Annotated in this window: 18 protein-coding genes and 1 pseudogene; 18 read left to right on the forward strand and 1 reads right to left on the reverse strand. The window is 65.5% G+C overall.

What is annotated here, in order from left to right; genetic code table 11:
• Positions 1–171 precede the first annotated feature (171 nt).
• The 15 genes and pseudogenes from mnmG (at position 172) to WT26_RS03895 (ending at position 15,573) form a co-directional block, all read left to right on the forward strand.
• Positions 172–2,142 (forward strand): tRNA uridine-5-carboxymethylaminomethyl(34) synthesis enzyme MnmG, encoded by a 1,971-nt coding sequence (mnmG, locus tag WT26_RS03825; RefSeq protein ID WP_069272224.1) that lies wholly within the window; start codon positions 172–174, stop codon positions 2,140–2,142.
• Entirely contained in the window at positions 2,139–2,825 is a 687-nt protein-coding gene (gene rsmG, locus WT26_RS03830; RefSeq protein ID WP_059901076.1) for a 16S rRNA (guanine(527)-N(7))-methyltransferase RsmG, read from the forward strand. Before mnmG ends, rsmG begins: the two co-directional genes overlap by 4 nt.
• A 56-nt stretch (positions 2,826–2,881) precedes the next feature.
• On the forward strand, positions 2,882–3,661 hold the full coding sequence (locus tag WT26_RS03835) for a ParA family protein (protein WP_027788714.1): 780 nt from the start codon (positions 2,882–2,884) through the stop codon (positions 3,659–3,661).
• A gap of 31 nt (positions 3,662–3,692) precedes the next feature.
• Positions 3,693–4,586 (forward strand): ParB/RepB/Spo0J family partition protein, encoded by an 894-nt coding sequence (locus tag WT26_RS03840; RefSeq protein ID WP_027788713.1) that lies wholly within the window; start codon positions 3,693–3,695, stop codon positions 4,584–4,586.
• A 10-nt stretch (positions 4,587–4,596) separates the two neighbouring features.
• Positions 4,597–5,727 carry an SLC13 family permease gene (locus tag WT26_RS03845; protein WP_069272225.1) on the forward strand — a complete coding sequence of 377 codons (1,131 nt, stop codon included), beginning with the start codon at positions 4,597–4,599 and terminating at the stop codon, positions 5,725–5,727.
• 393 nt (positions 5,728–6,120) lie between these two features.
• Positions 6,121–6,645 (forward strand): ATP synthase subunit I, encoded by a 525-nt coding sequence (locus WT26_RS03850; protein ID WP_059527950.1) that lies wholly within the window; start codon positions 6,121–6,123, stop codon positions 6,643–6,645.
• A gap of 109 nt (positions 6,646–6,754) precedes the next feature.
• Positions 6,755–7,606 (forward strand): F0F1 ATP synthase subunit A, encoded by an 852-nt coding sequence (atpB, locus tag WT26_RS03855; RefSeq protein ID WP_012492242.1) that lies wholly within the window; start codon positions 6,755–6,757, stop codon positions 7,604–7,606.
• Between the two features lie 75 nt (positions 7,607–7,681).
• Complete coding sequence (gene atpE, locus WT26_RS03860; RefSeq protein WP_021160442.1) at positions 7,682–7,954, forward strand: F0F1 ATP synthase subunit C; 273 nt, start codon at positions 7,682–7,684, stop codon at positions 7,952–7,954.
• A gap of 129 nt (positions 7,955–8,083) precedes the next feature.
• Positions 8,084–8,554 (forward strand): F0F1 ATP synthase subunit B, encoded by a 471-nt coding sequence (locus tag WT26_RS03865; RefSeq protein WP_021160443.1) that lies wholly within the window; start codon positions 8,084–8,086, stop codon positions 8,552–8,554.
• 2 nt (positions 8,555–8,556) lie between these two features.
• The gene (locus tag WT26_RS03870) at positions 8,557–9,096 is read left to right on the forward strand and encodes a F0F1 ATP synthase subunit delta (RefSeq protein ID WP_059527953.1); all 540 of its coding nucleotides are present in this window, start codon (positions 8,557–8,559) and stop codon (positions 9,094–9,096) included.
• A 44-nt stretch (positions 9,097–9,140) separates the two neighbouring features.
• On the forward strand, positions 9,141–10,682 hold the full coding sequence (atpA, locus tag WT26_RS03875) for a F0F1 ATP synthase subunit alpha (RefSeq protein WP_014895499.1): 1,542 nt from the start codon (positions 9,141–9,143) through the stop codon (positions 10,680–10,682).
• A gap of 118 nt (positions 10,683–10,800) precedes the next feature.
• Positions 10,801–11,676: a F0F1 ATP synthase subunit gamma gene (gene atpG / locus WT26_RS03880; RefSeq protein ID WP_034209645.1), complete on the forward strand. Its 876-nt coding sequence runs from the start codon at positions 10,801–10,803 to the stop codon at positions 11,674–11,676.
• 66 nt (positions 11,677–11,742) lie between these two features.
• Positions 11,743–13,137 (forward strand): F0F1 ATP synthase subunit beta, encoded by a 1,395-nt coding sequence (gene atpD, locus WT26_RS03885; protein ID WP_034188169.1) that lies wholly within the window; start codon positions 11,743–11,745, stop codon positions 13,135–13,137.
• Positions 13,138–13,241: 104 nt separating this feature from the next.
• Positions 13,242–13,667, forward strand: coding sequence for a F0F1 ATP synthase subunit epsilon (locus WT26_RS03890; protein WP_006477288.1), 426 nt, complete (start codon positions 13,242–13,244; stop codon positions 13,665–13,667).
• 179 nt (positions 13,668–13,846) lie between these two features.
• A pseudogene (locus WT26_RS03895) lies at positions 13,847–15,573 on the forward strand (AMP-binding protein).
• Positions 15,574–16,197: 624 nt separating this feature from the next.
• Here the strand turns inward: WT26_RS03895 and WT26_RS03900 are convergent.
• Positions 16,198–16,998, reverse strand: a complete 801-nt coding sequence (locus WT26_RS03900; protein ID WP_069272226.1) for a transporter substrate-binding domain-containing protein — start codon at positions 16,996–16,998, stop codon at positions 16,198–16,200.
• Between the two features lie 149 nt (positions 16,999–17,147).
• Between WT26_RS03900 and hemE the strand changes: the two genes are divergently transcribed.
• The 3 genes from hemE to putA all read left to right on the forward strand — a co-directional run bounded on the left by hemE (position 17,148) and on the right by putA (position 25,154).
• Positions 17,148–18,242 (forward strand): uroporphyrinogen decarboxylase, encoded by a 1,095-nt coding sequence (gene hemE, locus WT26_RS03905; protein WP_335622451.1) that lies wholly within the window; start codon positions 17,148–17,150, stop codon positions 18,240–18,242.
• A 454-nt stretch (positions 18,243–18,696) separates the two neighbouring features.
• Positions 18,697–20,958 (forward strand): primosomal protein N', encoded by a 2,262-nt coding sequence (locus WT26_RS03910; RefSeq protein WP_059527966.1) that lies wholly within the window; start codon positions 18,697–18,699, stop codon positions 20,956–20,958.
• A gap of 263 nt (positions 20,959–21,221) precedes the next feature.
• Positions 21,222–25,154, forward strand: a complete 3,933-nt coding sequence (putA, locus tag WT26_RS03915) for a trifunctional transcriptional regulator/proline dehydrogenase/L-glutamate gamma-semialdehyde dehydrogenase (RefSeq protein ID WP_069272227.1) — start codon at positions 21,222–21,224, stop codon at positions 25,152–25,154.
• Positions 25,155–25,190 lie beyond the last annotated feature (36 nt).

Raw genomic sequence — 25,190 nt, forward strand, 5'->3', positions numbered from 1 at the left:
TATGCGGAACACGGCCGGACGGCACAGATTCGCCGATCGACCAGCGGAAAACCGGCGAAATGCACAGACCCTACCATTCGGACGGCCTTCGGGTGAAAAGCGAACCCGCTATAATTCGGCCCATACATTTCTCAGATAGGTTCGTGCGCAGTCCTGCGTACGGAATCCACCATGCTTTTTCCCACAGAATTTGACGTCATCGTCGTCGGTGGCGGTCATGCCGGCACGGAAGCCGCGCTGGCGTCCGCCCGCATGGGCGCAAAGACATTACTGCTGACCCACAACATCGAAACGCTTGGGCAGATGAGCTGCAATCCGTCGATCGGCGGCATTGGCAAGGGCCATCTGGTCAAGGAAGTCGATGCGCTGGGCGGCGCAATGGCCGTCGCGACCGACGAGAGCGGTATTCAGTTCCGGATCCTCAATTCGTCGAAGGGCCCGGCCGTGCGCGCGACGCGTGCGCAGGCCGATCGCATCCTGTACAAGGCCGCGATCCGCCACCGGCTCGAGAATCAGCCGAACCTGTGGCTGTTCCAGCAGGCCGTCGACGACCTGATGGTCGAAGGCGACCGCGTGGTGGGCGCCGTCACGCAGATCGGTATCCGCTTTCGTGCGCGTGCGGTCGTGCTGACCGCCGGTACGTTCCTCGACGGCAAGATTCACGTCGGCCTGAACAACTATACGGGCGGCCGAGCGGGCGATCCGGCGGCTGTGTCGCTGTCGTCGCGCCTGAAGGAGCTGAAGCTGCCGCAGGGCCGCCTGAAGACCGGTACGCCGCCGCGTATCGATGGCCGCTCGATCGATTTCTCGAAGCTGGACGAACAGCCGGGCGATCTCGATCCGATCCCCGTCTTCTCGTTCCTGGGCCGTGCGGAGCAGCATCCGCAGCAACTGCCGTGCTGGGTCACGCATACGAACGAGCGCACGCACGACATCATTCGCGGCGGCCTCGACCGTTCGCCTATGTATACAGGCGTGATCGAAGGCGTCGGGCCGCGCTATTGCCCGTCGATCGAGGACAAGATTCACCGGTTCGCCTCGAAGGAATCGCACCAGATCTTCCTGGAGCCGGAAGGGCTGACGACCAACGAGTTTTACCCGAACGGGATCTCGACGAGCTTGCCGTTCGACGTCCAGCTCGAGCTCGTGCACTCGATGCGCGGCCTCGAGAACGCGCATATCCTGCGCCCCGGCTACGCGATCGAGTACGACTACTTCGATCCGCGCGCGCTGAAGGCCTCGCTCGAAACGAAGGCGATCAACGGGCTGTTCTTTGCGGGCCAGATCAACGGGACGACGGGTTATGAAGAAGCGGCCGCGCAGGGTCTGCTGGCCGGTCTCAACGCTGGCCGCTACGTGCAGGAGAAGGACGCATGGTGCCCGCGCCGTGACCAGGCCTACCTTGGCGTGCTGGTCGACGATCTCGTGACGCGCGGTGTGGCCGAGCCGTACCGGATGTTCACGAGCCGCGCCGAGTATCGCCTCAGCCTGCGTGAAGACAATGCCGACATGCGCCTGACCGAGATCGGCCGCGAACTGGGGCTCGTCGACGACGCACGCTGGGACGCATTCAGCCGGAAGCGCGACGCTGTTTCACGTGAAACCGAGCGCCTGAAGTCGACGTGGGTCACGCCGAAGACGTTGCCGCCGGAAGAGGCGGCCGCGCTCCTCGGCAAGGCAATCGACCACGAATACAGCCTCGCCGAACTGCTGCGCCGTCCGGGGATCAGCTACGACGGCGTGTGTGGGCTGAAGGGCGGCGAGTGCGGCCCCGCAGAGCCGCTGGCCGACGATCCGGTGCTGCTCGAGCAGATCAAGGAGCAGGTCGAGATCGGCATCAAGTATCAGGGCTACATCGAGCGCCAGGCATCGGAAATCGAACGCAACGATGCGAACGAGAATACGCGTCTGCCCGACGGTATCGATTACCGCGAAGTCCGCGGCCTGTCGTTCGAGGTGAGCCAGAAGCTCAACGAGTTCCGACCGGAGACGATCGGGCAGGCGTCGCGCATCTCGGGTGTCACGCCCGCGGCAATCTCGCTGCTGATGGTGCACCTGAAGCGTCGCGGCCTGGGTCGCCGTCATGGCCCGGCCGAAGCGGCAACGGAGCAGGGGGACGGCGCCGTCCCGACGCAACAATGACGGCGCGTCGCGCGCCGGCGGTTAATCGGGACGTACTGGAACAGATGCTCGTCGAAGGCACGACGGCGCTCGACCTCACCCTGACGGATGCACAACGCAACCAGCTGCTCGACTACGTCGCGCTGCTCGGCAAGTGGAACGCGGTCTACAACCTGACCGCGATCCGTGACCCGAAGCAGATGATGATCCAGCACATCCTCGATTCGCTTTCCATCGTCTCGCATCTGCGTGGCCGTGCATCGGCCCGCGTGCTCGACGTCGGCTCGGGCGGCGGATTGCCGGGTATCGTGCTGGCGATCGTCGAGCCGGATTGGCAGATCACGCTGAACGATATCGTGCAGAAGAAGTCTGCATTCCAGACCCAGATGCGCGCGGAGCTGAAGCTCGCGAACCTGTCGGTGATCACGGGGCGGGTCGAATCGCTGCAGCCGGGTGTCGAAGTGCCGGAAAAATTCGACATGATCGTATCCCGCGCTTTCGCGGATCTGTCCGACTTCGTTAAACTTGCTCGACACCTGGTTGCGCCGGGCGGATCGATCTGGGCGATGAAGGGCGTTCATCCGGACGACGAGATTGCGCGGTTGCCGGAAGGCAGCCGCGTGAAGCAGACGATACGGCTGGCGGTGCCACTGCTCGATGCCGAACGGCATCTGATCGAAGTGGCCGTCGACGAAGCGAATTGAAGGGCCGGCGCGCGATGGCGCGCCGTTTGTTTGAAGGTAAAGGGAACACACCAACGATGGCAAAGATCTTCTGCGTTGCGAACCAGAAGGGGGGCGTCGGCAAGACGACGACATCGGTCAATCTCGCCGCAAGCCTTGCAGCGCAGGAGCAACGAGTCCTGCTGATCGATCTCGACCCTCAGGGTAACGCGACGATGGGCAGCGGGATCGACAAGGCTGCTTGCGAAGCGACCGTATACGAGGTGCTGGTCGATGGCGTGTCGGTGACCGACGCGCGCATCCGGCCGGACGGCGTCACCTACGACGTGCTGCCCGCGAACCGCGAGCTGTCCGGTGCCGAGATCGAACTGATCAGCATCGACAACCGCGAGCGCCGGCTGAAGGCCGCGCTCGAGCACGTGGCCGACGACTACGATTTCGTGCTGATCGATTGCCCGCCGACGCTGTCGCTGCTGACGCTGAACGGGCTGTGCGCGGCGCATGGCGTCGTGATCCCGATGCAGTGCGAGTACTTCGCACTGGAGGGGTTGTCGGACCTCGTCAACACAATCAAGCAGGTTCACGCGAACATGAACCGCGACCTGAAGATCATCGGCTTGCTGCGTGTGATGTTCGATCCGCGTATCACGCTGCAGCAGCAAGTCTCCGATCAACTGAAAGCGCACTTCGGCGACAAGGTGTTCGATGCGGTGATTCCGCGCAACGTGCGCCTGGCGGAAGCGCCGAGTTACGGGCTGCCGGGCGTCGTGTTCGACCGCAGCTCGCGCGGTGCGCAGGCGTATCTCCAGTTCGGTGCCGAGATGATCGATCGCGTTCGCGCGTTCGAGGTGTCGTGATCCGGACATGAGCGAAGCGAGGAAGAAAGACATGAACGCGGTACCAAAAAAGAAGGGCTTGGGACGTGGCCTCGAAGCGCTGCTCGGCGGCAGTGCCGATATCACCGAAGCGGTGAAGATCGAAGGGGCACCGAACACGCTCGCGCTCGGCAAGCTGCAGGCCGGCAAGTACCAGCCGCGGACGCGGATGGACGAAGGCAGCCTGCAGGAGCTCGCGGCGAGCATTCGCGCACAGGGCGTGATGCAGCCGATCCTGGTACGGCCCATTTCGTCAGACAAATACGAGATCATCGCGGGCGAGCGCCGTTTCCGCGCGGCACGCCTGGCGGGCCTCGATGAAGTGCCGGTGCTCGTGAAGGATGTGTCCGACCAGGCCGCCGCGGCGATGGCGCTGATCGAGAACATCCAGCGCGAGGATCTGAACCCGCTTGAAGAGGCGCACGGTATCCAGCGCCTGCTCGACGAGTTCGGTTTCACGCACGAACAGGCGGCCGAATCGGTCGGCCGTTCGCGCAGCGCGGTGTCGAACCTGTTGCGCCTGCTGAACCTGGCTTCGCCGGTGCAGACGATGCTGCTGGCCGGCGATCTCGACATGGGGCATGCGCGCGCGCTGCTCGCCGTCGATGCGGCCACGCAGATCACGCTCGCCCATCAGGTCGTCAACAAGCGCATGTCGGTGCGGGAGACCGAGAAGCTCGTCACGCACACGACGAAGGAAGCGCCGGCCGTGAAGGCGCGCGCGAAGGACGACGGCGGGCGCGATACGCGCCGTCTCGAGGAGGAGCTGTCCGACCTGCTCGCGTCGACGGTGAAGATCAAGCTCGGCCGCCGCGGGCGAGGGCAGGTGACGATCGACTTCGGCAACCTCGACGCGCTCGAGGGCATTCTCGTGCGGCTGCGCGGCAACGTCGCGACCGAAGAGTAACGCGGTGCCGATGGAGGGGACGGGCGCGCCGACGCCGCGCCGGTGGCTGGGGTGGCTTGCGCAGGAGCCGGTGCTGTCGGTGCTGGTGCTTGGCCTGATCGTGCTGCAATGGGTGCGTCCGCAACCATTTCCCGTGCTGGCCGGCCGCGTCGACTGGCAGACGGTCGCGACGCTCGCGGGCCTGCTGATGCTGACCAAGGCGCTCGAGTTGTCCGGCTGCCTGATGTGGCTCGCGCACCGCATCGTGCATCACGTGCATTCCGAACGCGGGCTCGCATTGTTGCTCGTGGGGTTCGCCGCGTTGCTGTCGATGTGGCTCACCAACGACGTCGCGCTGTTCGTCGTCGTGCCGTTGATGGTGTCGCTGCGTGCGCTGACGCCACTGCCGTTCCGGCGGCTCGTGATCGTCGTCGCGCTGGCGGTCAACGCGGGGTCCGTCGCGACGCCGCTCGGCAATCCCCAGAATCTTTTCCTGTGGCAATTGAGCGGCGTGTCGTTCGGCCGCTTCGTGGTCACGCTCGGGCCGCTCGCGATCGCGCTGATGGCGCTGCTGCTCGTACTGACCGCATGCGCGTTTCGCGCAAAGCCGCTCGACTTGTCCGGCGATGCCACTGCGCTGCCCGTGCAACGCATGCACGCGCTGATCGCGGCGGTGCTGTTCGCCGCGTTCGTGCTGCTCGCCGATGCGCATCATCCGCTGCACGGCCTGATCGCCGTTGCCATCGTGCTGGCGGTCGTGCGGCGCGACGCGGTGTTGAGGATCGACTGGCTGCTGCTGCTGATCTTCGTACTGATGTTCGTCGTGCTGCGCACTGCGGCTGCGCTGCCCACGATACATGACGCGATCGCGCATGCGCGCCTCGATTCGCCGCTGCGCGTCTATGCGGCCGGCGCGCTGTTGTCACAGGTCATCAGCAATGTACCGGCCGCGATCCTGCTGTCGGAGTTCACGCACGACTGGCGTGCGCTCGCGTTCGGCGTATCGGTCGGCGGCTTCGGCTTCGCGATCGGCTCGCTTGCGAACCTGATCGCGGTGCGTCTCGCGAAGGAGCCGCGCATGTGGCTGCCGTTCCATCTGGTCTCGATTCCGTTCGCACTCGCCAGCGCGGCGGTCGGCGCGTGGCTGCTCGTTCACGGCTGAGTCGCACAGTACGCTTTCGATGCAGCGATGCATCGAAAGCGGGGCGCCCACAGCGATTCTTCCGCAGCGACTCATCCGCGACGTCACGTCCACAACGATTCATCCACAGCGGCCCATCAGCCGCGCCATACACCATCGCCGGCCCGTCCGGTTCGCGACTTTCTTCGCACACGAAATACCGTGCAAAAAATTGTCCTTACAACTGTCATCGTACGTCGTCGAATCGCGGGTTTTTCACATGATGAGGCGTCGTTTTACGCAGGTTTTTGTCGCGTCTAAAGCCTTGAATCACTTGCAACTATCGCTTACAATCGCCCGGATTTGTTAGCTAGGCACCCCTGAAAGCTTTCAGAAAGCTTGGGGCCGGGTTCAAGGATTTTGCGGAAGATTGCGATGGCGGGTCAGGCGCCGGACGACAGGCACGATGATCAGCGCACGCAACGCACCGCTTCGGCGGCCGGCGAGCGGCGCGAATCCGACGATGACTGGGACGCCGGGCAGCAAGATAACAACATCGTTCCGCTCACGCGGGCAGAAGCCGAAAAGCTGTTCGGCCCGAACGTGAGCAAGCCCTCGCGCGTGACCCCCTATAAGGTGGTATTCGCGCAAGTGGTTCTGTCCCTGGTTGCAACGCTGGCGTGGTGGCTGTTTTCGAAGTCGCCGGGCGCCGCTGCGCAATCCGCGTTTCTGGGCGGAGCGATCGGCTGGGTGCCCAGTGCGGTATTCGTGGCACGACTGAAGGCAGGTGGTTCGGCCACCGTGATGAGCTGGGTGATGGGCGAAGCCCTGAAGCTCGCTCTGACGATCGGGATGTTCACTGCAGTGGCGTTCGGCTGGGCCGGCGTGCACTGGGTGCCGTTCCTCGTCACGTACCTCGTCGTGCTGAAGACGTACTGGATCGCGCTGGCCTGGCGGTAAGGAACAAGCAGCGTGCGGTTTCGACAACGAACCGCACCGGCCCGTTCCCGCAATAGCGTGTTGCGGAACCGGCAAAACGATTTTCGACAATTTGGGTGGCATTAACGATATGGCAGCTAGCGAAGGCACGCGTGGTCCGGATCCGTCCGAGTACATTGCGCACCACTTGCAGAATTTCTCCACCTCGCATCAGACGTCGATTTTCGACATCCACGTCTGGAATCTCGACACGCTGTTCTGGTCGATCGTGTGCGGCATCGTGACGATCGTCCTGCTGCGTCTGGCTGCCCGCAAGGCGACGTCGGGCGTGCCGGGCCGTTTCCAGTGCGCGATCGAGATGCTCGTCGAGATGGTCGAAGACCAATCGAAGGCCATCGTTCACGGCAATCGTACCTTCATCGCTCCGCTCGCGCTCACGGTGTTCGTGTGGGTCGCGCTGATGAACTCCCTCGACTTCCTCCCGGTCGACCTGCCGGGCCGCGTGATCGGCCTGCTCGGTCTGTCGGACGTGATTTCCCACCATCGCATCGTCCCGACGGCCGACCTGAACGGCACGCTCGGCATCGCGCTCGGCGTGTTCGTCCTGATGATCTACTACAGCATCAAGATCAAGGGCGCGGGCGGCTTTGTGCATGAGCTGCTGTCGGCACCGTTCGGCGCCCACCCGCTGCTGTGGATCCCTAACCTCGCGCTCAACATCGTCGAATATCTCGCCAAGACCGTCTCCCTCGGTATGCGGCTGTTCGGCAACATGTACGCGGGTGAGCTGTTGTTCCTGTTGATCGCCCTGCTCGGCAGCATGTGGAGCTTCGGTGGCGACGCAACGTTCCTCGGCTTCGTTGGCCACGTGATCGCGGGCAGCGTCTGGGCAATCTTCCACATCCTGATTGTTCTGTTGCAGGCATTCATTTTCATGATGCTGACGCTGGTGTATCTCGGCCAGGCGCACGACAAGCACTAAGCGCGGCGTGCAAAAAAGAGTTTCCGTTTTAGTTTTTTAAATCTCAGTTCCAAGTCTTTTCACAAAGGAGTGATCATGCAAGCTTACATCGCCAACATCCAGGGTCTGACCGCCATCGGTATCGGCATCATCATCGGCCTGGGTGCAATCGGCGCCTGTATCGGTATCGCGCTGATGGGTGGTAAGTACATCGAAGCCTGCGCACGTCAGCCGGAACTCATCAACCCGCTGCAAACGAAGATGTTCCTGCTGGCTGGTCTGATCGACGCGGCATTCCTGATCGGCGTGGGTGTTGCAATGCTGTTCGCGTTCGCGAACCCGCTCCTGTCGAAGCTCGTCGCAGGCTAAGGTTCCTCGGAAATATGCGTCCGGCGTGAGCCGGCGCAGGGCGGAACGGAGACTTGGGGCGCTGATCGAATGCAACTCGATGAGCGCCTTACCGTTTCATTTTTCCGGAATAGCAGATAAGGAAACACCGTGAATCTCAACGCAACTCTGTTTGCGCAAATGGTCGTGTTCCTGGTCCTCGCGTGGTTCACGATGAAGTTCGTGTGGCCGCCGTTGATCAACGCCCTCGACGAACGTTCGAAGAAGATCGCCGACGGCCTCGCCGCCGCCGAGAAGGGCAAGGCAGAACTCGACGCAGCGCACAAGCGCGTGGACCAGGAACTCGCGCAGGCCCGCAATGACGGCCAGCAGCGCATCGCCGACGCTGAAAAGCGTGCCCAGGCGGTCGCCGAGGAAATCAAGGCCAACGCCCAGGCTGAAGCCGCCCGCATCGTCGCCCAGGCGAAGGCGGAAGCAGAACAGCAAATCGTGAAGGCGCGCGAAGCGCTGCGTGGCGAAGTCGCTACGCTGGCCGTGAAGGGCGCCGAGCAGATCCTGAAGCGCGAAGTCGATCAAACGGCCCACGCCCAACTGCTGAATCAACTGAAAGCCGAGCTCTGATCATGGCCGAACTTGCAACCATCGCCCGCCCTTACGCAGAAGCGCTGTTCCGCGTGGCCGAGGGCGGTGACATCGCCGCCTGGTCCACGCTCGTGCAAGAGCTGGCCCAGGTTGCGCGTCTGCCGGAAGTGCTGTCGGTCGCGTCGAGCCCGAAGGTGACGCGCACGCAAGTAGCCGAGTTGCTGCTTGCTGCTGCGAAGTCGCCGCTCGCGGCCGGCGCCGAAGCGAAGAACTTCGTGCAGATGCTGGTCGACAATCATCGCATCGCGCTGCTGCCGGAAATTGCCGAGCAGTTCGAGGCGCTCAAGAACGAACGTGAAGGTGCAGCCGACGCCGAGATCGTGAGCGCGTTCCCGCTGAACGGCGCGGATCTCGAAAGCCTCGTCTCGGGCCTCGAACGCAAGTTCAAGCGCAAGCTGAAACCGACGGTCGAAGTCGATTCGTCGCTGATCGGCGGCGTGCGCGTGACGGTCGGCGACGAAGTGCTCGACACCTCGGTTCGCGCGCGCCTCGCATCGATGCAGGCTGCCTTGACCGCCTGAGCGCCACGCCGGCACGCAACAGAATTGACTATCAGGAGCGAATAATGCAACTCAATCCCTCTGAGATCAGCGAGCTGATCAAGAGCCGGATCCAGGGCCTTGAAGCGAGCGCAGACGTTCGCAACCAGGGCACCGTGATCTCCGTGACCGACGGTATCGTGCGTATCCACGGCCTGTCGGACGTGATGCAGGGCGAAATGCTCGAGTTCCCGGGCAACACGTTCGGCCTCGCGCTGAACCTCGAGCGCGACTCGGTCGGCGCGGTGATTCTCGGCGAATACGAACACATCTCGGAAGGCGACATCGTCAAGACGACGGGCCGCATTCTGGAAGTTCCGGTTGGTCCGGAACTCGTCGGCCGCGTGGTCGATGCGCTCGGCAACCCGATCGACGGCAAGGGCCCGGTCAACGCGAAGCTGACCGACGCGATCGAAAAGATCGCCCCGGGCGTGATCTGGCGCAAGTCGGTGTCGCAGCCGGTGCAGACGGGCATCAAGTCGATCGACGCAATGGTGCCGATCGGCCGTGGCCAGCGTGAGCTGATCATCGGCGACCGTCAGTGCGGCAAGACCGCGGTGGCGCTCGACGCGATCATCAACCAGAAGGGCAAGGACCTGATCTGTATCTACGTCGCGATCGGCCAGAAGGCTTCGTCGATCATGAACGTGGTTCGCAAGCTCGAAGAAACGGGCGCGATGGAATACACGATCGTCGTCGCCGCTTCGGCTTCGGATTCGGCAGCGATGCAGTACCTCGCACCGTACGCCGGCTGCACGATGGGCGAATACTTCCGCGACCGCGGCCAGGACGCGCTGATCATCTATGACGACTTGACCAAGCAGGCTTGGGCATACCGTCAGATCTCGCTGCTGCTGCGCCGCCCGCCGGGCCGTGAAGCATACCCGGGCGACGTGTTCTATCTGCACTCGCGTCTGCTCGAGCGTGCGGCTCGCGTGTCGGAAGAGTACGTCGAGAAGTTCACGAACGGCGAAGTGAAGGGCAAGAGCGGCTCGCTGACGGCGCTGCCGGTCATCGAAACGCAGGCTGGCGACGTGACCGCGTTCGTTCCGACGAACGTGATCTCGATTACCGACGGCCAGATCTTCCTGGAAACCGACCTGTTCAACGCAGGCATCCGCCCGGCAATCAACGCCGGCGTGTCGGTGTCGCGAGTCGGTGGCGCCGCTCAGACGAAGGTCGTGAAGAAGCTGTCGGGCGGTATCCGTACCGACCTCGCGCAGTACCGTGAACTCGCCGCATTCGCGCAGTTCGCATCGGACCTCGACGAAGCGACCCGCAAGCAGCTCGAGCGCGGCCGCCGCGTGACGGAACTGCTGAAGCAGCCGCAGTACCAGCCGCTGCAGGTCTGGGAACTGGCCGTGTCGCTGTACGCCGCGAACAACGGCTACCTCGACGACCTCGACGTCAAGCAAGTGCTGTCGTTCGAGAAGGGCCTGCGCGACAACCTGAAGACCAGCCACGCTGACCTCATCAAGCGCATCGAAGACACCAAGGATCTCTCGAAGGACGACGAAGGCGCACTGCGCTCGGCGATCGAATCCTTCAAGAAGTCCGGTGCCTATTGATCCGCGAGTGACACACCGAGGCCGCGCGGGGGCTGATGTACCCGCGCCGCTTCGGTGAGCGATGCATGAGCCCCGAGCAAGCGCTAAAGCGCCAACTCGGGGCGCAAAGGAGCAAGCTATGGCTGGAATGAAGGAAATTCGCGGCAAGATCAAGAGCGTGCAGAACACGCGCAAGATCACGAAGGCGATGGAGATGGTGGCTGCATCGAAGATGCGTCGCGCGCAGGAACGCATGCGCGCCGCTCGTCCGTATGCAGACAAGGTCCGTGCCATCGCCGCGCACATGAGCCGTGCGAACCCGGAGTACCGCCACCCGTTCATGGTGGCAAACGACGGCGCGCAGACGGCCGGCATCATCCTCGTCACGACGGACAAGGGTCTTTGCGGCGGTCTGAACACCAACGTGCTGCGTGCGACGGTGCAGAAGTTCAAGGAGCTGGAAGAGAAGGGCCAGAAGGTCGAAGCCACCGCGATCGGCGGCAAGGGCCTCGGGTTCCTGAACCGCTTCGGCGCGAAGGTGATGTCGCAGGTCGTGCACCTCGGCGACACCCCGCATCTGGACAAGCTGATCGGCGCCGTGAAGACGCAGCTCGATCTGTACTCGGAAGGCAAGCTGTCGGCGGTTTATATCGCTTACACGCGCTTCGTCAACACGATGAAGCAGGAAGCCGTGATCGAGCAGCTGCTGCCGCTGTCGTCGGAACACTTCGAGGCCGATGACGGTACGCCGGCCACGTCGTGGGACTACATCTACGAGCCGGACGCGCAGGCAGTCGTCGACGAACTGCTCGTGCGTTACGTCGAGGCGCTGGTGTACCAGGCCGTCGCGGAAAACATGGCGTCCGAGCAATCGGCGCGCATGGTCGCGATGAAGGCCGCGTCCGACAACGCGAAGACGGTGATCAGCGAACTGCAGCTCGTGTACAACAAGAGCCGCCAGGCCGCGATCACGAAAGAACTGTCGGAGATCGTCGGCGGCGCAGCCGCTGTTTAAGCGCGCGCCACGGACGACAACTGCGCCTTTGCGCGAGTAAAGAATCAGGTATTTAAAGGAAAAGCGATGAGTACTGCTGCTTTGGTAGAAGGCAAGATCGTACAGTGCATCGGCGCCGTTATCGACGTGGAATTCCCGCGCGACAGCATGCCGAAGATCTACGACGCGCTCATTCTCGATGGCTCGGAACTGACGCTCGAAGTCCAGCAGCAGCTGGGCGACGGCGTGGTCCGTACCATCTGTCTGGGTGCATCCGACGGCCTGCGCCGCGGCCTGACCGTGAAGAACACGGCCAAGCCGATCTCGGTGCCGGTCGGCAAGCCGACCCTCGGCCGGATCATGGACGTGCTCGGCCGTCCGATCGACGAAGCCGGCCCGATCGAAAGCGAACACACGCGTTCGATCCACCAGAAGGCTCCGGCGTTCGACGAGCTGTCGCCGTCGACCGAACTGCTCGAAACGGGTATCAAGGTCATCGACCTGATCTGCCCGTTCGCGAAGGGCGGCAAGGTCGGCCTGTTCGGCGGTGCCGGCGTGGGCAAGACCGTCAACATGATGGAGCTCATCAACAACATCGCGAAGGAACACGGCGGTTACTCCGTGTTCGCGGGCGTGGGCGAGCGTACCCGTGAAGGGAACGACTTCTACCACGAAATGAAGGACTCGAACGTTCTCGACAAGGTCGCGCTGGTGTACGGCCAGATGAACGAGCCGCCGGGCAACCGTCTGCGCGTCGCGCTGACGGGCCTGACGATGGCCGAGCACTTCCGTGACGAAGGCCTCGACGTGCTGTTCTTCGTCGACAACATCTACCGTTTCACGCTGGCCGGTACCGAAGTGTCGGCACTGCTCGGCCGTATGCCGTCGGCAGTGGGCTATCAGCCGACGCTGGCTGAAGAAATGGGCAAGCTGCAAGAGCGCATCACGTCGACCAAGAAGGGCTCGATTACGTCGGTCCAGGCCGTGTACGTCCCTGCGGACGACTTGACCGACCCGTCGCCGGCAACCACCTTCGGCCACCTGGACGCAACCGTCGTTCTGTCGCGTGACATCGCCTCGCTGGGTATCTACCCGGCGGTCGACCCGCTCGACTCGACGTCGCGCCAGATCGACCCGAACGTGATCGGTGAAGAGCACTACTCGATCACCCGTCGCGTTCAGCAGACGCTGCAGCGCTACAAGGAACTGCGCGACATCATCGCGATTCTGGGCATGGACGAACTGTCGCCGGAAGACAAGCTGTCGGTCGCACGTGCGCGTAAGATCCAGCGTTTCCTGTCGCAGCCGTTCCACGTCGCTGAAGTGTTCACGGGCTCGCCGGGCAAGTACGTGCCGCTGAAGGAAACGATCCGCGGCTTCAAGATGATCGTCGACGGCGAGTGCGACCACCTGCCGGAACAGGCGTTCTACATGGTCGGCACGATCGACGAAGCCTTCGAAAAGGCCAAGAAGATCCAGTAAAGGTCGGGTGTAACGCAGCGGGCGCCCGTGCGTCCGCGATGGCTGCCGTTCAGGCGGCTTTTCGCGGACGGGCGCCCACGTAACACGCTCAACCAGGAGTCGATATGGCAACCATCAAAGTAGACGTCGTCAGCGCGGAAGAGCAGATCTTCTCGGGCGAGGCGAAATTCGTCGCGCTGCCGGGCGAAACGGGTGAGCTGGGCATTCTGCCGGGCCACACGCCGCTCATTACCCGGATTCGTCCGGGTGCGGTGCGCATCGAAGTCGAGGGCGGCAACGACGAATTCGTGTTCGTCGCAGGCGGCATTCTCGAAGTGCAGCCGGGCGCCGTGACGGTGCTCGCCGATACCGCGATCCGCGGCAAGGATCTCGACGCGGCGAAAGCCGAGGAAGCACGCAAGCGTGCCGAGGAAACGCTGCAGAACGCGAAGTCGGACCTCGACCTCGCAAAGGCGCAATCCGAGCTCGCGACCGCGATGGCGCAGCTCGAAGCGATCCAGCGTCTGGCGAAGATCCGCAGCCGGCACTAAGCCAGCCGTGCGTCGTGCAAAAGAAAGCAGCCTTCGGGCTGCTTTTTTTTTCGCCCCGGTTTCGTCAGGGTTTCGTCCGAGCGTGCTATTTCGCCCGGAAGCCGAGAATCGATGTCAGAGTGTCGTCAGCGGCGCGCGCTATCGTCCGCTGCATCAGACCGACAAAAGACGGAGACATCATGGCTGCAGACCCAGGCGTGCGGGCGCTGATCGCGCCCGAAAACGGATTGTCGTACGTGCGCGGCACGACCGACATGCCGCTCTCCGAAGCAACGATCGGCCGGTTCCTGCTCGACACGGCCGGCCGCTTTCCCGATCGTCCGGCGGTCGTGTTCCGCGAGCAGCAGGTGCGCTGGACCTGGCGCGAGTTCGCGAACGAGGTCGACGTGCTGGCCACGGGCCTCGCCGCGCTCGGCATCACGCGGGGCGATCGCGTCGGCATCTGGTCGCCGAACCGCAGCGAATGGCTGCTCACGCAGTTCGCGACCGCGCGGATCGGCGCGGTGCTCGTCAACATCAATCCGGCCTACCGGCTCGCGGAGCTCGAATACGCGCTGAACAAGGTCGGCTGTAAAGCCGTGATCGCCGCCGAGCGCTTCAAGACGTCCGCGTACGTCGAGATGCTGCAGACCATCGCGCCGGAGCTCGCCACCGCGCGCCGGGCGACCTGCATGCGGCGCGCGTGCCGAGCCTGCGCACGGTCGTGTCGATGGGCGACGTCGCGCCGGCCGGCATGTTCCGCTTCGCGGACGTGATGGCGCGCGGCCGCCAGGCCGTCGATTCCGCGCTGCTCGATGCGATCGGCGCGACGCTCGCGGCCCATGAGCCCATCAACATCCAGTTCACGAGCGGCACCACGGGCAGCCCGAAGGGCGCGACGCTCACGCATCGCAACGTCGTCAACAACGGGCGCTCGATCGCGGCCGCGATGCGCTTCACCGAACAGGACACGCTGTGCATCCCGGTGCCGCTGTATCACTGCTTCGGGATGGTGCTGGCCGTGCTCGCGTGTGTATCGAAGGGCGCGGCGATGGTGTTCCCGGGCGAAGCGTTCGACCCGGTCGCGACGCTCGCGGCGGTGGCCGACGAGCGTTGCACCGCGCTGCACGGCGTGCCGACGATGTTCATCGCGGAGCTCGATCATCCGGCATTCGCGCAATTCGACCTGTCGACGCTGCGCACCGGGATCATGGCCGGCTCGCCGTGCCCGATCGAGACGATGAAGCGCGTCGTGTCGCAGATGCATCTGTCCGAAATCACGATCGCGTACGGGATGACGGAGACGAGCCCCGTGTCGTTCCAGAGCTCGACCGACGATCCGCTCGAGAAGCGCACGACGACGGTCGGCCGCATCCAGCCGCATCTGGAGGTGAAGATCGTCGATCCGGACGGCGAGGTCGTGCCGGTCGGCGCGACGGGCGAGCTGTGCACGAAGGGCTATTCGGTGATGCTCGGCTACTGGGACGACGACGCGAAGACGCGCGAGGTGCTCGTGGACGGCTGGATGCATACGGGCGACCTCGCGACGCTCGATGCGGACGGTTACTGCAACATCGTCGGCCGGCTGAAGGACATGGTGATTCGCGGCGGCGAGAACGTCTATCCGCGCGAGATCGAGGAATTCCTGTTTCGGCATCCGAAGATTCAGAGCGCGCAGGTATTCGGCGTACCCGATGCGAAGTACGGCGAGGAGCTGTGCGCGTGGATCGTGCTGCGCGCGGACGAGCAGATGACCGAAGACGACGTGCGTGCGTTCTGCAACGGGCAGATCGCGCACTACAAGATCCCGCGCTACATCCGCTTCGTCGACGAACTGCCGATGACGGTGACGGGCAAGGTGCAGAAGTTCGTGATGCGCGACCGGATGATCGAGGAGCTGAAGCTCGACGTGCAGAAGACCGCGTGACGCGGGAAACGTGGCGCCCCGCGGGCCGCCACGTTTTCGATGGACGAAAAAAAGCGGGCTTATGAGCCCGCTAAAAACCACACGCTACGGGGTTAGCGCGAGGAGACCAAAGATGAAACCGAGTCCGGCGGGGGGCCGGAAACGACTCCAACAGGGATGCCCCTCGGAAGGGCTTCGGTACGTGACCGACTGGCTCGCAGCGCTTCGCGTCCGCTCACACTTGGCACACGAGACCGCATCCGTGTTGAAACCGTTGAGGCCATTGTGGGCGAATTAATGACCCCTCGCGGTAACAAAGTGTTTCAGGTTGTAACGCCCGCCAGATAAGGCTTTCCGGGATTTTTTGCTGTTTTAAGGGATTTCATGGAGGTCATTTTTACCAATATTATCGAAAGTGTTTTCATCGCATGCGCGTAATGCGTTTTTCGTGCGCGACAGGCTCGACGAAGTCCACAATTGCACGCGAAAAAGTGCAATGCGCAGAGCATTCGATGTCTGACGATTCATTCGTCGGAAAGATTTTGAAACGTGATCGAGGGGCGCGCCAGTCGGCCGTTCGGCCAAACCGCACGCCTGCGCCATCGCGTCACGCGCTGACCGCCCGAGGCGCGGCCCCGGCCGGCGTCACTTCAACCACTTGTCCGAGATCGCCCGGAACTCGCCGTTCGCGAGCGCGAGGTGCAGCCACTGGTCGACGTACTGCTGGAACGCGACGTCGCCGCGCGGCACCATGTACGCCTTCTCGCCGAACTGGAACGGCTTGTCCGGATGCACCGAGCACAGGCCCGGATTCAGCTTTTGCTGCAGCAGCGTCTCGGACGCATCGGTCACCATCACGTCCGCCTTGCCCGCGAGGATTTGCTTGAAGATCGTTACGTTGTCCGGATAGACGGTGAGGTTCGCGTGCGTGAAATACTGCTTCGCGAAACGCTCGTTGGTGCCGCCCGGGTTCACGATCACGCGCGTTTCCGGCCGGTCGATCTGCGCGACGGTCTGGTATTTGCCGGCGTCCGCGCAGCGTACGATCGGCGTCTTGCCGTCGACGACGTACGGCTGCGTGAAGAACACGCGCTTCTGGCGCTCGAGCGTCGTCGAGACGCCGCCCACCGCGATGTCGCATTTCGCGACGAAGTCGGCGGTCAGGTTCGGCCAGCTCGTCTTCACGTAGTCGGTCTTCACGCCGAGCGACTTCGCGAGCGATTCGGCCATGTCGATGTCGATGCCCTCGAAGCGGCCGTCCGCACGGTAGTACGAATACGGCTTGTAGTCGCCCGTCGTGCAGACGCGCAGCGTGCCGCGCGCGAGTACGTCGTCGAGCCGCGAGCCGGCGCCCGGTGCGGCAGCGGTGGCGCCCGCGCCGGTCTGCGCGTGCGCGGCGGCGCAGCAAAGCAACGTGGCCGCGGCGAGCGTGGCGAATCGTTTCATCGGTCTCCTCCTTCGTTTCGTTCGATATGAGCGTCCGATCATAACGGAGCCATCGCGCGCGTCATATGGCCGCCATCGCGCCGGCATGCGCAGCCTGGCGGCGGCTGTCCGGTAAAATGCCGCTTTGCCTTCGCATCGTCGCTCCTACCGTGGCCCATACCCTGCTCAACGACACCTTCCTGCGTGCGCTTCTGCGCGAGCCGACCGACTACACGCCGATCTGGCTGATGCGCCAGGCCGGCCGCTACCTGCCCGAATACAACGCGACGCGTGCGCGCGCCGGCAGCTTCCTCGGTCTCGCGAAGAACCCCGACTACGCGACCGAAGTGACGCTGCAGCCGCTCGAGCGCTTTCCGCTCGACGCCGCGATCCTGTTCTCGGACATCCTGACGATTCCGGACGCGATGGGCCTCGGCCTCGACTTCCAGGTCGGCGAAGGGCCGAAGTTCGCGCATCCGGTGCGTACCGAGGCCGACGTCGCGAAGCTCGCGGTGCCGGACATCGAGGAGACGCTCGGTTACGTGACGGGCGCGGTGCGCGAGATCCGCCGCGCGCTCACCGACGGCCAGGGCCGCCAGCGCGTGCCGCTGATCGGCTTTTCGGGCAGCCCGTGGACGCTCGCGTGCTACATGGTCGAAGGCGGCGGGTCGGACGATTTCCGCACGGTGAAGTCGATGGCGTATTCGCGCCCCGACCTGATGCACCGGATCCTCGACGTGAACGCGCAGGCCGTGGCCGCCTACCTGAACGCGCAGATCGAAGCGGGCGCGCAGGCCGTGATGATCTTCGATACGTGGGGCGGTGCGCTGGCCGACGGCGCGTACCAGCGCTTCTCGCTCGACTACATCCGCCGCGTGGTGTCGCAGCTCAAGCGCGAGCACGACGGCGAGCGCGTGCCGGTCATCACGTTCACGAAGGGCGGCGGGCTGTGGCTCGAGGAGATCGCGGCGACCGGCGTCGACGCGGTCGGGCTCGACTGGACGGTCAACCTCGGCGCGGCGCGCGAGCGCGTCGCCGGGCGTGTCGCGCTGCAGGGCAACCTCGACCCGACGATCCTGTTTGCACCGCCCGCCGCGGTGCGCGAGCAGGCGCGCGCGGTGCTCGACAGCTACGGCAACCATCCGGGCCATGTATTCAACCTCGGGCACGGCATTTCGCAATTCACGTCGCCCGATCACGTCGCCGAACTCGTCGACGAGGTGCACAACCACAGCCGCGCGATCCGTAGCGGAGCCGCCGGCTGAACGCAAGCGCTGTCATGCTGCACTGCGGGGTGACAGCGTTTCGTTATCGGCGCTAAACAGGGCGCAACCCCGCACCGGTTGCCGATTCAGTGCTTGTCAAGACTTGACTTATACACATTTTCCTCGTTGCAGCGCGGTAGAGCCCTGTATCGGTCAAATTGCCTCGCTATGGTTCGGTAATTTGAATAGCAGCCTTATGGAATAAGGCTCCGCGGGACACCGCAACAAGCGGCGAAAATCAGCGGAAAGCGCGGCCCCGCGTGCGTTGCGGTCAGTGAGCGGCGAGTTCTCAACAAAGTTATCCACAGGCTGGGCAGGGTATACGGCGATTCCTAATGCGAATCCAAAACTTAGCGCCGAATCTGAAGTTTTACTTTAAGTCCGCTGCCCCGATCCGGGCGCGGATGCCGGCCGCCCATCCCGCTACGGTGCATGCCGCCGCCGGAGCGTCGCGATGAGCGGTACCTACCTGCGCGTCGCGCTCGACCATCCGCTCGCCACGCTGTTCGACTACCGCTGCGACGCGCAACCGGCGCCCGTGCCGGGTACGCTCGTGCAGGTGCCGTTCGGCAAGCGGCAGGCAGTCGGGCTCGTCTGCGAAGTGACGACTCACACCGACGTGCCGCCGTCCCGGCTGCGCGCGATCGACGCGATCTGTACCGACCTGCCGCCGTTGTCGCCGGACTGGCTCGCGCTCGTGTCGTTCGCCGCCGACTACTACCAGCGCGGGCGCGGCGAAGTCGCGCTGCCGGCGCTGCCGCAGGCGCTGCGCGATGCGGGGCGCTGGGGGCGGCTGCTCGCGCCCGAGGTGCGCTACCGGCCGACGGAGGCCGGCCGCGCGGCGCTGCCCGATGCGTTGCCCGCACGCGGGGCCGCGCTGCGGCGGCTCGCGCAGGCGCTGGTCGACACCGGCTCGCTCGCGCTGCCCGATGCGCGCGCGCTGCACCCGAAGGCGGCTGCGACGCTCGACGACTGGGCGGCGCGCGGCTGGGTCGACGTCGAGGAGATCGGCTGGGCCGATGCGCCTGTGCCCAAAGCTGTGGATAACCTGTTGGCAGCCGGTGGACGGACTGTGCCGCCGGCGCTCACGGACCAGCAGGCCGAGGCGCTCGACGCGATCCGCGCGGCGCAGGGCTTCGCGCCGTTCCTGCTGCACGGCGTGACGGGCAGCGGCAAGACCGAGGTCTATCTGCATGCGCTCGCGTCGCTGCTCGACGCCCGGCCGGACGCGCAGGCGCTCGTGCTCGTCCCCGAAATCAACCTGACGCCGCAGTTCGAGGCCGCGTTTCGCGCGCGCTTCGCGGGTGCGCTCGCCGACGACGCGATCGTCACGCTGCACAGCGGGCTCGCCGAGGGCGAGCGTGCGCGCAACTGGCTCGCCGCGCATACGGGCCGTGCGCGGATCGTGCTCGGCACGCGCCTCGCGGTGCTCGCGTCGATGCCGGCGCTCGCGCTGATCGTCGTCGACGAGGAGCACGAGCCCGCGTACAAGCAGCAGGAAGGGCTGCGCTATTCGGCACGCGATCTCGCCGTGTGGCGCGCGAAGCAGCTCGGCATCACGGTCGTGCTCGGCTCGGCCACGCCGTCCCTCGAAAGCTGGTGGCAGGCGGAGCAGGGACGCTACACGCGGCTCACGCTGTCGCGCCGCGCGGTGGCCGACGCGACGCTGCCGACCGTGCGGCTGATCGACCTCGAAGAGGAGCGGCGGCGCGGGCGCGCGTCGATGGGCGGGCTGTCGGGGCCGCTGGTCGCGGCGCTGAAGGCGCGGCTCGAGCGGGGCGAGCAGAGCCTCGTGTTCCTGAACCGGCGCGGTTACGCGCCGCAGCTCGCGTGCGACGCATGCGGCTGGGTCGCAGGCTGCCCGCGCTGCAGCGCGTACGTCGTGCTGCACAAGCCCGAGCATGCGCTGCGCTGCCATCACTGCGGCTGGGAAGCGCGCATTCCGCGATCGTGCCCCGAGTGCGGGAACGTCGACATCGCGCCGCTCGGGCGCGGCACGCAACGCATCGAGGAGGCGCTCGCCGAGGCCGTGCCGGGCGCGCGCGTGCTGCGGATCGACGCGGACAGCACGCGCCGCAAGGGCAGTGCGCAGGCGCTGTTCTCCGATGTGCACGCGGGCGAGGTCGATATCCTCGTCGGCACGCAGATGATCGCAAAGGGGCACGACTTCCAGCGCGTGTCGCTCGTCGGCGTGCTCAATGCCGACACGGCGCTGTTCTCGCATGACTTCCGCGCGAGCGAACGGCTGTTCGCGCAGCTGATGCAGGTGAGCGGCCGCGCGGGGCGCGCCGGGCTGCCGGGCGAGGTGATGGTGCAGACGCGTTACCCGCGTCACGCGCTGTATCACGCGCTCGGTCGGCAGGATTACGTCGGCTTCGCGAATTCGACGCTCGGCGAGCGTCGCGACGCGCACCTGCCGCCGTTCGTCTACCAGGCGCTGCTGCGCGCCGAGGGGCGCACGCTCGACGCGGCGCTCGCGTTCCTGCTGCAAGCCGCGGCCGCGTTGCCGGGGCTGCCGGGCGCCGATCGCGTGACCGTGTACGACGCGGTGCCGATGACGATCGTCAAGGTCGCGAACGTCCATCGCGCGCAACTGCTGCTCGAAAGCGCGTCGCGGGCGGCGCTGCAGCATGCGCTGCGCGCATGGCAGCCGGCGTTGCGCGCACTGAAGGGCGTGCTGCGGTGGAGCGTCGAGGTCGATCCGCTGGATATCTGACGGGCCGGCGCAACCTGCTTTCATGCGCGCGGTAGGGGGCTTGCATGACCGGCGCGCGTCCGCACGCCGCGGATCAGGGAAAATCCCGATCCCCGCGGCGCGGGCAACCCCTAGGTTGCAACCGCATAAGTGGCTGATTATATTGGCTAACTTGAGGGTGCAACCCATCTCGCAATTTGGTTGCACCTTTTTATTGCGTGCCGTAGGATTTCGCGCATCCTCTCACGTCACTGGCCGGCTTTCGTCCGGCGCACGAACCCACCATGGCAAGCACGACTCTCGGCGTCAAGGTCGACGACCTTCTCCGCTCGCGCCTCAAGGACGCAGCCGCGCGTCTCGAGCGCACTCCCCACTGGCTGATCAAGCAGGCGATCTTCGCGTATCTCGAGCGGATCGAGCACGGCCAGCTGCCGCCCGAGCTGTCGGGCCACAGCGGTGTCACGGAGCTCGCCGACGGCCAGGCGGCGGACGGCGACGACGACAATTCGCCTCATCCGTTCCTCGAATTCGCGCAGAACGTGCAGCCGCAATCGGTGCTGCGCGCGGCGATCACGGCCGCGTACCGCCGCCCCGAGCCGGAATGCGTGCCGTTCCTGCTCGGCCAGGCGCGCCTGCCCGCGAACCTGCAGGCGGACGTGCAGGCGCTCGCGACGAAGCTCGTCGAGGCGCTGCGCGAGAAGAGCTCGGGCGGCGGCGTCGAAGGGCTGATCCACGAATTCTCGCTGTCGAGCCAGGAGGGCGTCGCGCTGATGTGCCTGGCCGAGGCGCTGCTGCGCATTCCCGATCGCGCGACGCGCGATGCGCTGATCCGCGACAAGATCAGCAAGGGCGACTGGCGCTCGCACGTCGGCCACGCGCCGTCGCTGTTCGTGAACGCGGCGACCTGGGGGCTGATGATCACCGGCAAGCTCGTGACGACCAACAGCGAAGCGGGCCTGTCGTCGGCGCTCACGCGCCTGATCGGCCGCGGCGGCGAGCCGCTGATCCGCAAGGGCGTCGACATGGCGATGCGCCTGATGGGCGAGCAGTTCGTCACCGGCGAGACGATTTCCGAAGCGCTCGCGAACAGCCGCAAGTACGAAGCGCGCGGCTTCCGCTACTCGTACGACATGCTCGGCGAAGCGGCGACGACCGAAGAGGACGCGCAGCGCTACTACGCATCGTACGAGCAGGCGATCCACGCGATCGGCAAGGCGGCCGGCGGCCGCGGCATCTACGAAGGCCCGGGCATCTCGATCAAGCTGTCGGCGCTGCACGCACGCTACTCGCGTTCGCAGCAGGACCGCACGATGAGCGAGCTGCTGCCGCGCGTGCGCGCGCTCGCGCTGCTCGCGCGCCGCTACGACATCGGCCTGAACATCGACGCGGAAGAAGCCGACCGCCTCGAACTGTCGCTCGACCTGCTCGAGGCGCTGTGCTTCGATCCGGATCTCGCGGGCTGGAACGGCATCGGCTTCGTGGTGCAGGGCTACCAGAAGCGCTGCCCGTTCGTGATCGACTACCTGATCGATCTCGCGCGCCGCAGCCGTCACCGCCTGATGATCCGCCTGGTCAAGGGCGCGTACTGGGATACCGAGATCAAGCGTGCGCAGGTCGACGGCCTCGAAGGCTATCCGGTCTATACGCGCAAGATCTACACGGACGTGTCGTACCTCGCGTGCGCGAAGAAGCTGCTCGCCGCACCCGACGCCGTCTACCCGCAGTTCGCGACGCACAACGCGTACACGCTCGCCGCGATCTACCAGCTCGCGGGCCAGAACTACTACCCGGGCCAGTACGAATTCCAGTGCCTGCACGGGATGGGCGAGCCGCTGTACGAGGAAGTCACCGGCCGCGACAAGCTGAACCGTCCGTGCCGCGTGTACGCGCCGGTCGGCACGCACGAGACGCTGCTCGCATACCTGGTGCGACGCCTGCTCGAGAACGGCGCGAACACGTCGTTCGTGAACCGGATCGCGGACAAGACCGTGTCGGTGAAGGAACTGGTCGCCGATCCGGTCGACGAAGCGTCGAAGGTCGTGCCGCTCGGCGCGCCGCACGCGAAGATCCCGCTGCCGCGCAACCTGTACGGCGACGAGCGTCCCAACTCGATGGGCCTCGACCTGTCGAACGAACACCGCCTCGCGTCGCTGTCGTCCGCGCTGCTCGCGAGCGCGCACTTCCCGTGGCGCGCGGCGCCGATGCTCGCCGACGACACGCTCGCCGACGCACCGGCCCGCGACGTGCGCAACCCGGCCGACCAGCGCGACACGGTCGGCAGCGTCAGCGAAGCGACGGCCGAACACGTGAGCGCGGCACTCGCGCACGCGGTGGCCGCTGCGCCGATCTGGCAGGCGACGCCGGTCGATGCACGCGCCGATTGCCTGGTGCGCGCGGCCGACCTGCTCGAAGCGCAGATGCATACGCTGATGGGCCTGATCGTGCGCGAAGCCGGCAAGTCGCTGCCGAACGCGATCGCCGAGATCCGCGAAGCGGTCGACTTCCTGCGCTACTACGCCGCGCAGATCCGCGACGAATTCTCGAACGACACACACCGTCCGCTCGGCCCGGTGGTCTGTATCAGCCCGTGGAACTTCCCGCTCGCGATCTTCATGGGCCAGGTGGCCGCCGCGCTCGCGGCCGGCAACACGGTGCTCGCGAAGCCGGCCGAACAGACGCCGCTGATTGCCGCCCAGGCCGTGCGCCTGCTGCGCGAGGCCGGCGTGCCGGCCGGCGCGGTGCAGCTGCTGCCGGGCGACGGCGAGACCGTCGGCGCGACGCTGGTCGCCGATCCGCGCACGCGTGCGGTGATGTTCACCGGTTCGACCGAAGTCGCGCGCCTGATCAACAAGACGCTGTCCGCGCGCCTCGACCCGGACGGCAAGCCGATCCCGCTGATCGCGGAAACGGGCGGCCAGAACGCGATGATCGTCGACTCGTCGGCGCTCGCGGAGCAGGTCGTCGCGGACGTGATGCAGTCGTCGTTCGACTCGGCCGGTCAACGGTGTTCGGCGCTGCGCGTTCTGTGTCTGCAGGACGATGTCGCGGACCGCACGCTGACGATGCTCAAGGGCGCGATGCACGAGCTGGCGCTCGGCAACCCCGACCGGCTGTCGACGGACGTCGGCCCGGTGATCGACGGTGAAGCGAAGCAGACGATCGACACGCACGTCGCGGCGATGAAGGAGAAGGGCCACGCGGTCACGCAGCTGCCGGCGCCGGAAGCCTGCGCGCACGGCACGTTCGTGCCGCCGACGCTGATCGAGATCGGCAGCATCGACGAGCTGAAGCGCGAAGTGTTCGGCCCCGTGCTGCACGTGGTGCGCTACCGCCGCAGCCAGCTCGACAAGCTGCTGGAGCAGATCCGCGCGACCGGCTACGGCCTGACGCTCGGCATTCACACGCGGATCGACGAGACGATCGCGCACGTGATCTCGAATGCGCACGTCGGCAACATCTACGTGAACCGCAACGTGATCGGCGCGGTGGTCGGCGTGCAGCCGTTCGGCGGCGAAGGGCTGTCCGGCACGGGCCCGAAGGCCGGCGGCGCGCTGTACCTGCAGCGCCTGCTCGCGACGCGTCCGTCGGGCCTGCCGCGTTCGCTCGCGCAGACGCTGATCGCGGACGGTGCGGTGGAAGGCGATGCGCGCGGCAACCCGGCGGCGGCGCTCACGACGCTGCGCGACTGGCTGATCGAGCAGCGCGAGCCGGCACTGGCCGCGCGTTGCGACGGCTACCTGGCGCAGGTGCCGGCCGGCGCGACCGCGGTGCTGACCGGCCCGACGGGCGAGCGAAACACGTATACACTCGGCCCGCGCGGCACGGTGCTGTGTGTCGCGGCCACGCCGGGCGGCGCGCGCGCGCAGTTCGCGGCGGTGCTGGCGACCGGCAACCGCGCGCTGTTCGCGGGCGCGGCCGGCGAGGCGCTGGTCGCCGCGCTGCCGGCGTCGCTGAAGGCGCATGCGGCCGTGCGCAAGCAGGCCGATACGCCGTTCGATGCGGTGCTGTTCGAAGGCGACAGCGACGAACTGCAGACGCTCGTGAAGGACGTCGCGCAGCGGCCGGGCCCGATCGTGTCGGTGCAGGGCGTGTCGGTGGGCGCGTTCGAGAACGGCGATGCGGAAGATTACGCGCTGGAACGGCTGCTGACGGAGCGCTCGGTGAGCGTGAACACGGCCGCGGCGGGCGGCAATGCGAATTTGATGACGATCGGCTGATCATCCTTGCCGTTCGGATCAAACAAAGGAAGCGGC

The organism is Burkholderia cepacia (genome assembly GCF_001718835.1).
Lineage (GTDB): Bacteria > Pseudomonadota > Gammaproteobacteria > Burkholderiales > Burkholderiaceae > Burkholderia > Burkholderia cepacia_F.

Excerpts from the sequence above, each read along its gene's own strand:
- WT26_RS03900 (WP_069272226.1), bottom strand. The coding sequence starts at position 16,998 with ATGAAACGATTCGCCACGCTCGCCGCGGCCACGTTGCTTTGCTGCGCC.
- atpE (WP_021160442.1), top strand. The coding sequence starts at position 7,682 with ATGCAAGCTTACATCGCCAACATCCAGGGTCTGACCGCCATCGGTATC.
- putA (WP_069272227.1), top strand. The coding sequence starts at position 21,222 with ATGGCAAGCACGACTCTCGGCGTCAAGGTCGACGACCTTCTCCGCTCG.
- atpA (WP_014895499.1), top strand. The coding sequence starts at position 9,141 with ATGCAACTCAATCCCTCTGAGATCAGCGAGCTGATCAAGAGCCGGATC.
- WT26_RS03835 (WP_027788714.1), top strand. The coding sequence starts at position 2,882 with ATGGCAAAGATCTTCTGCGTTGCGAACCAGAAGGGGGGCGTCGGCAAG.
- atpD (WP_034188169.1), top strand. The coding sequence starts at position 11,743 with ATGAGTACTGCTGCTTTGGTAGAAGGCAAGATCGTACAGTGCATCGGC.
- WT26_RS03845 (WP_069272225.1), top strand. The coding sequence starts at position 4,597 with ATGGAGGGGACGGGCGCGCCGACGCCGCGCCGGTGGCTGGGGTGGCTT.
- atpG (WP_034209645.1), top strand. The coding sequence starts at position 10,801 with ATGGCTGGAATGAAGGAAATTCGCGGCAAGATCAAGAGCGTGCAGAAC.
- WT26_RS03850 (WP_059527950.1), top strand. The coding sequence starts at position 6,121 with ATGGCGGGTCAGGCGCCGGACGACAGGCACGATGATCAGCGCACGCAA.
- WT26_RS03870 (WP_059527953.1), top strand. The coding sequence starts at position 8,557 with ATGGCCGAACTTGCAACCATCGCCCGCCCTTACGCAGAAGCGCTGTTC.
- WT26_RS03890 (WP_006477288.1), top strand. The coding sequence starts at position 13,242 with ATGGCAACCATCAAAGTAGACGTCGTCAGCGCGGAAGAGCAGATCTTC.
- atpB (WP_012492242.1), top strand. The coding sequence starts at position 6,755 with ATGGCAGCTAGCGAAGGCACGCGTGGTCCGGATCCGTCCGAGTACATT.
- WT26_RS03910 (WP_059527966.1), top strand. The coding sequence starts at position 18,697 with ATGAGCGGTACCTACCTGCGCGTCGCGCTCGACCATCCGCTCGCCACG.
- rsmG (WP_059901076.1), top strand. The coding sequence starts at position 2,139 with ATGACGGCGCGTCGCGCGCCGGCGGTTAATCGGGACGTACTGGAACAG.
- mnmG (WP_069272224.1), top strand. The coding sequence starts at position 172 with ATGCTTTTTCCCACAGAATTTGACGTCATCGTCGTCGGTGGCGGTCAT.
- WT26_RS03840 (WP_027788713.1), top strand. The coding sequence starts at position 3,693 with ATGAACGCGGTACCAAAAAAGAAGGGCTTGGGACGTGGCCTCGAAGCG.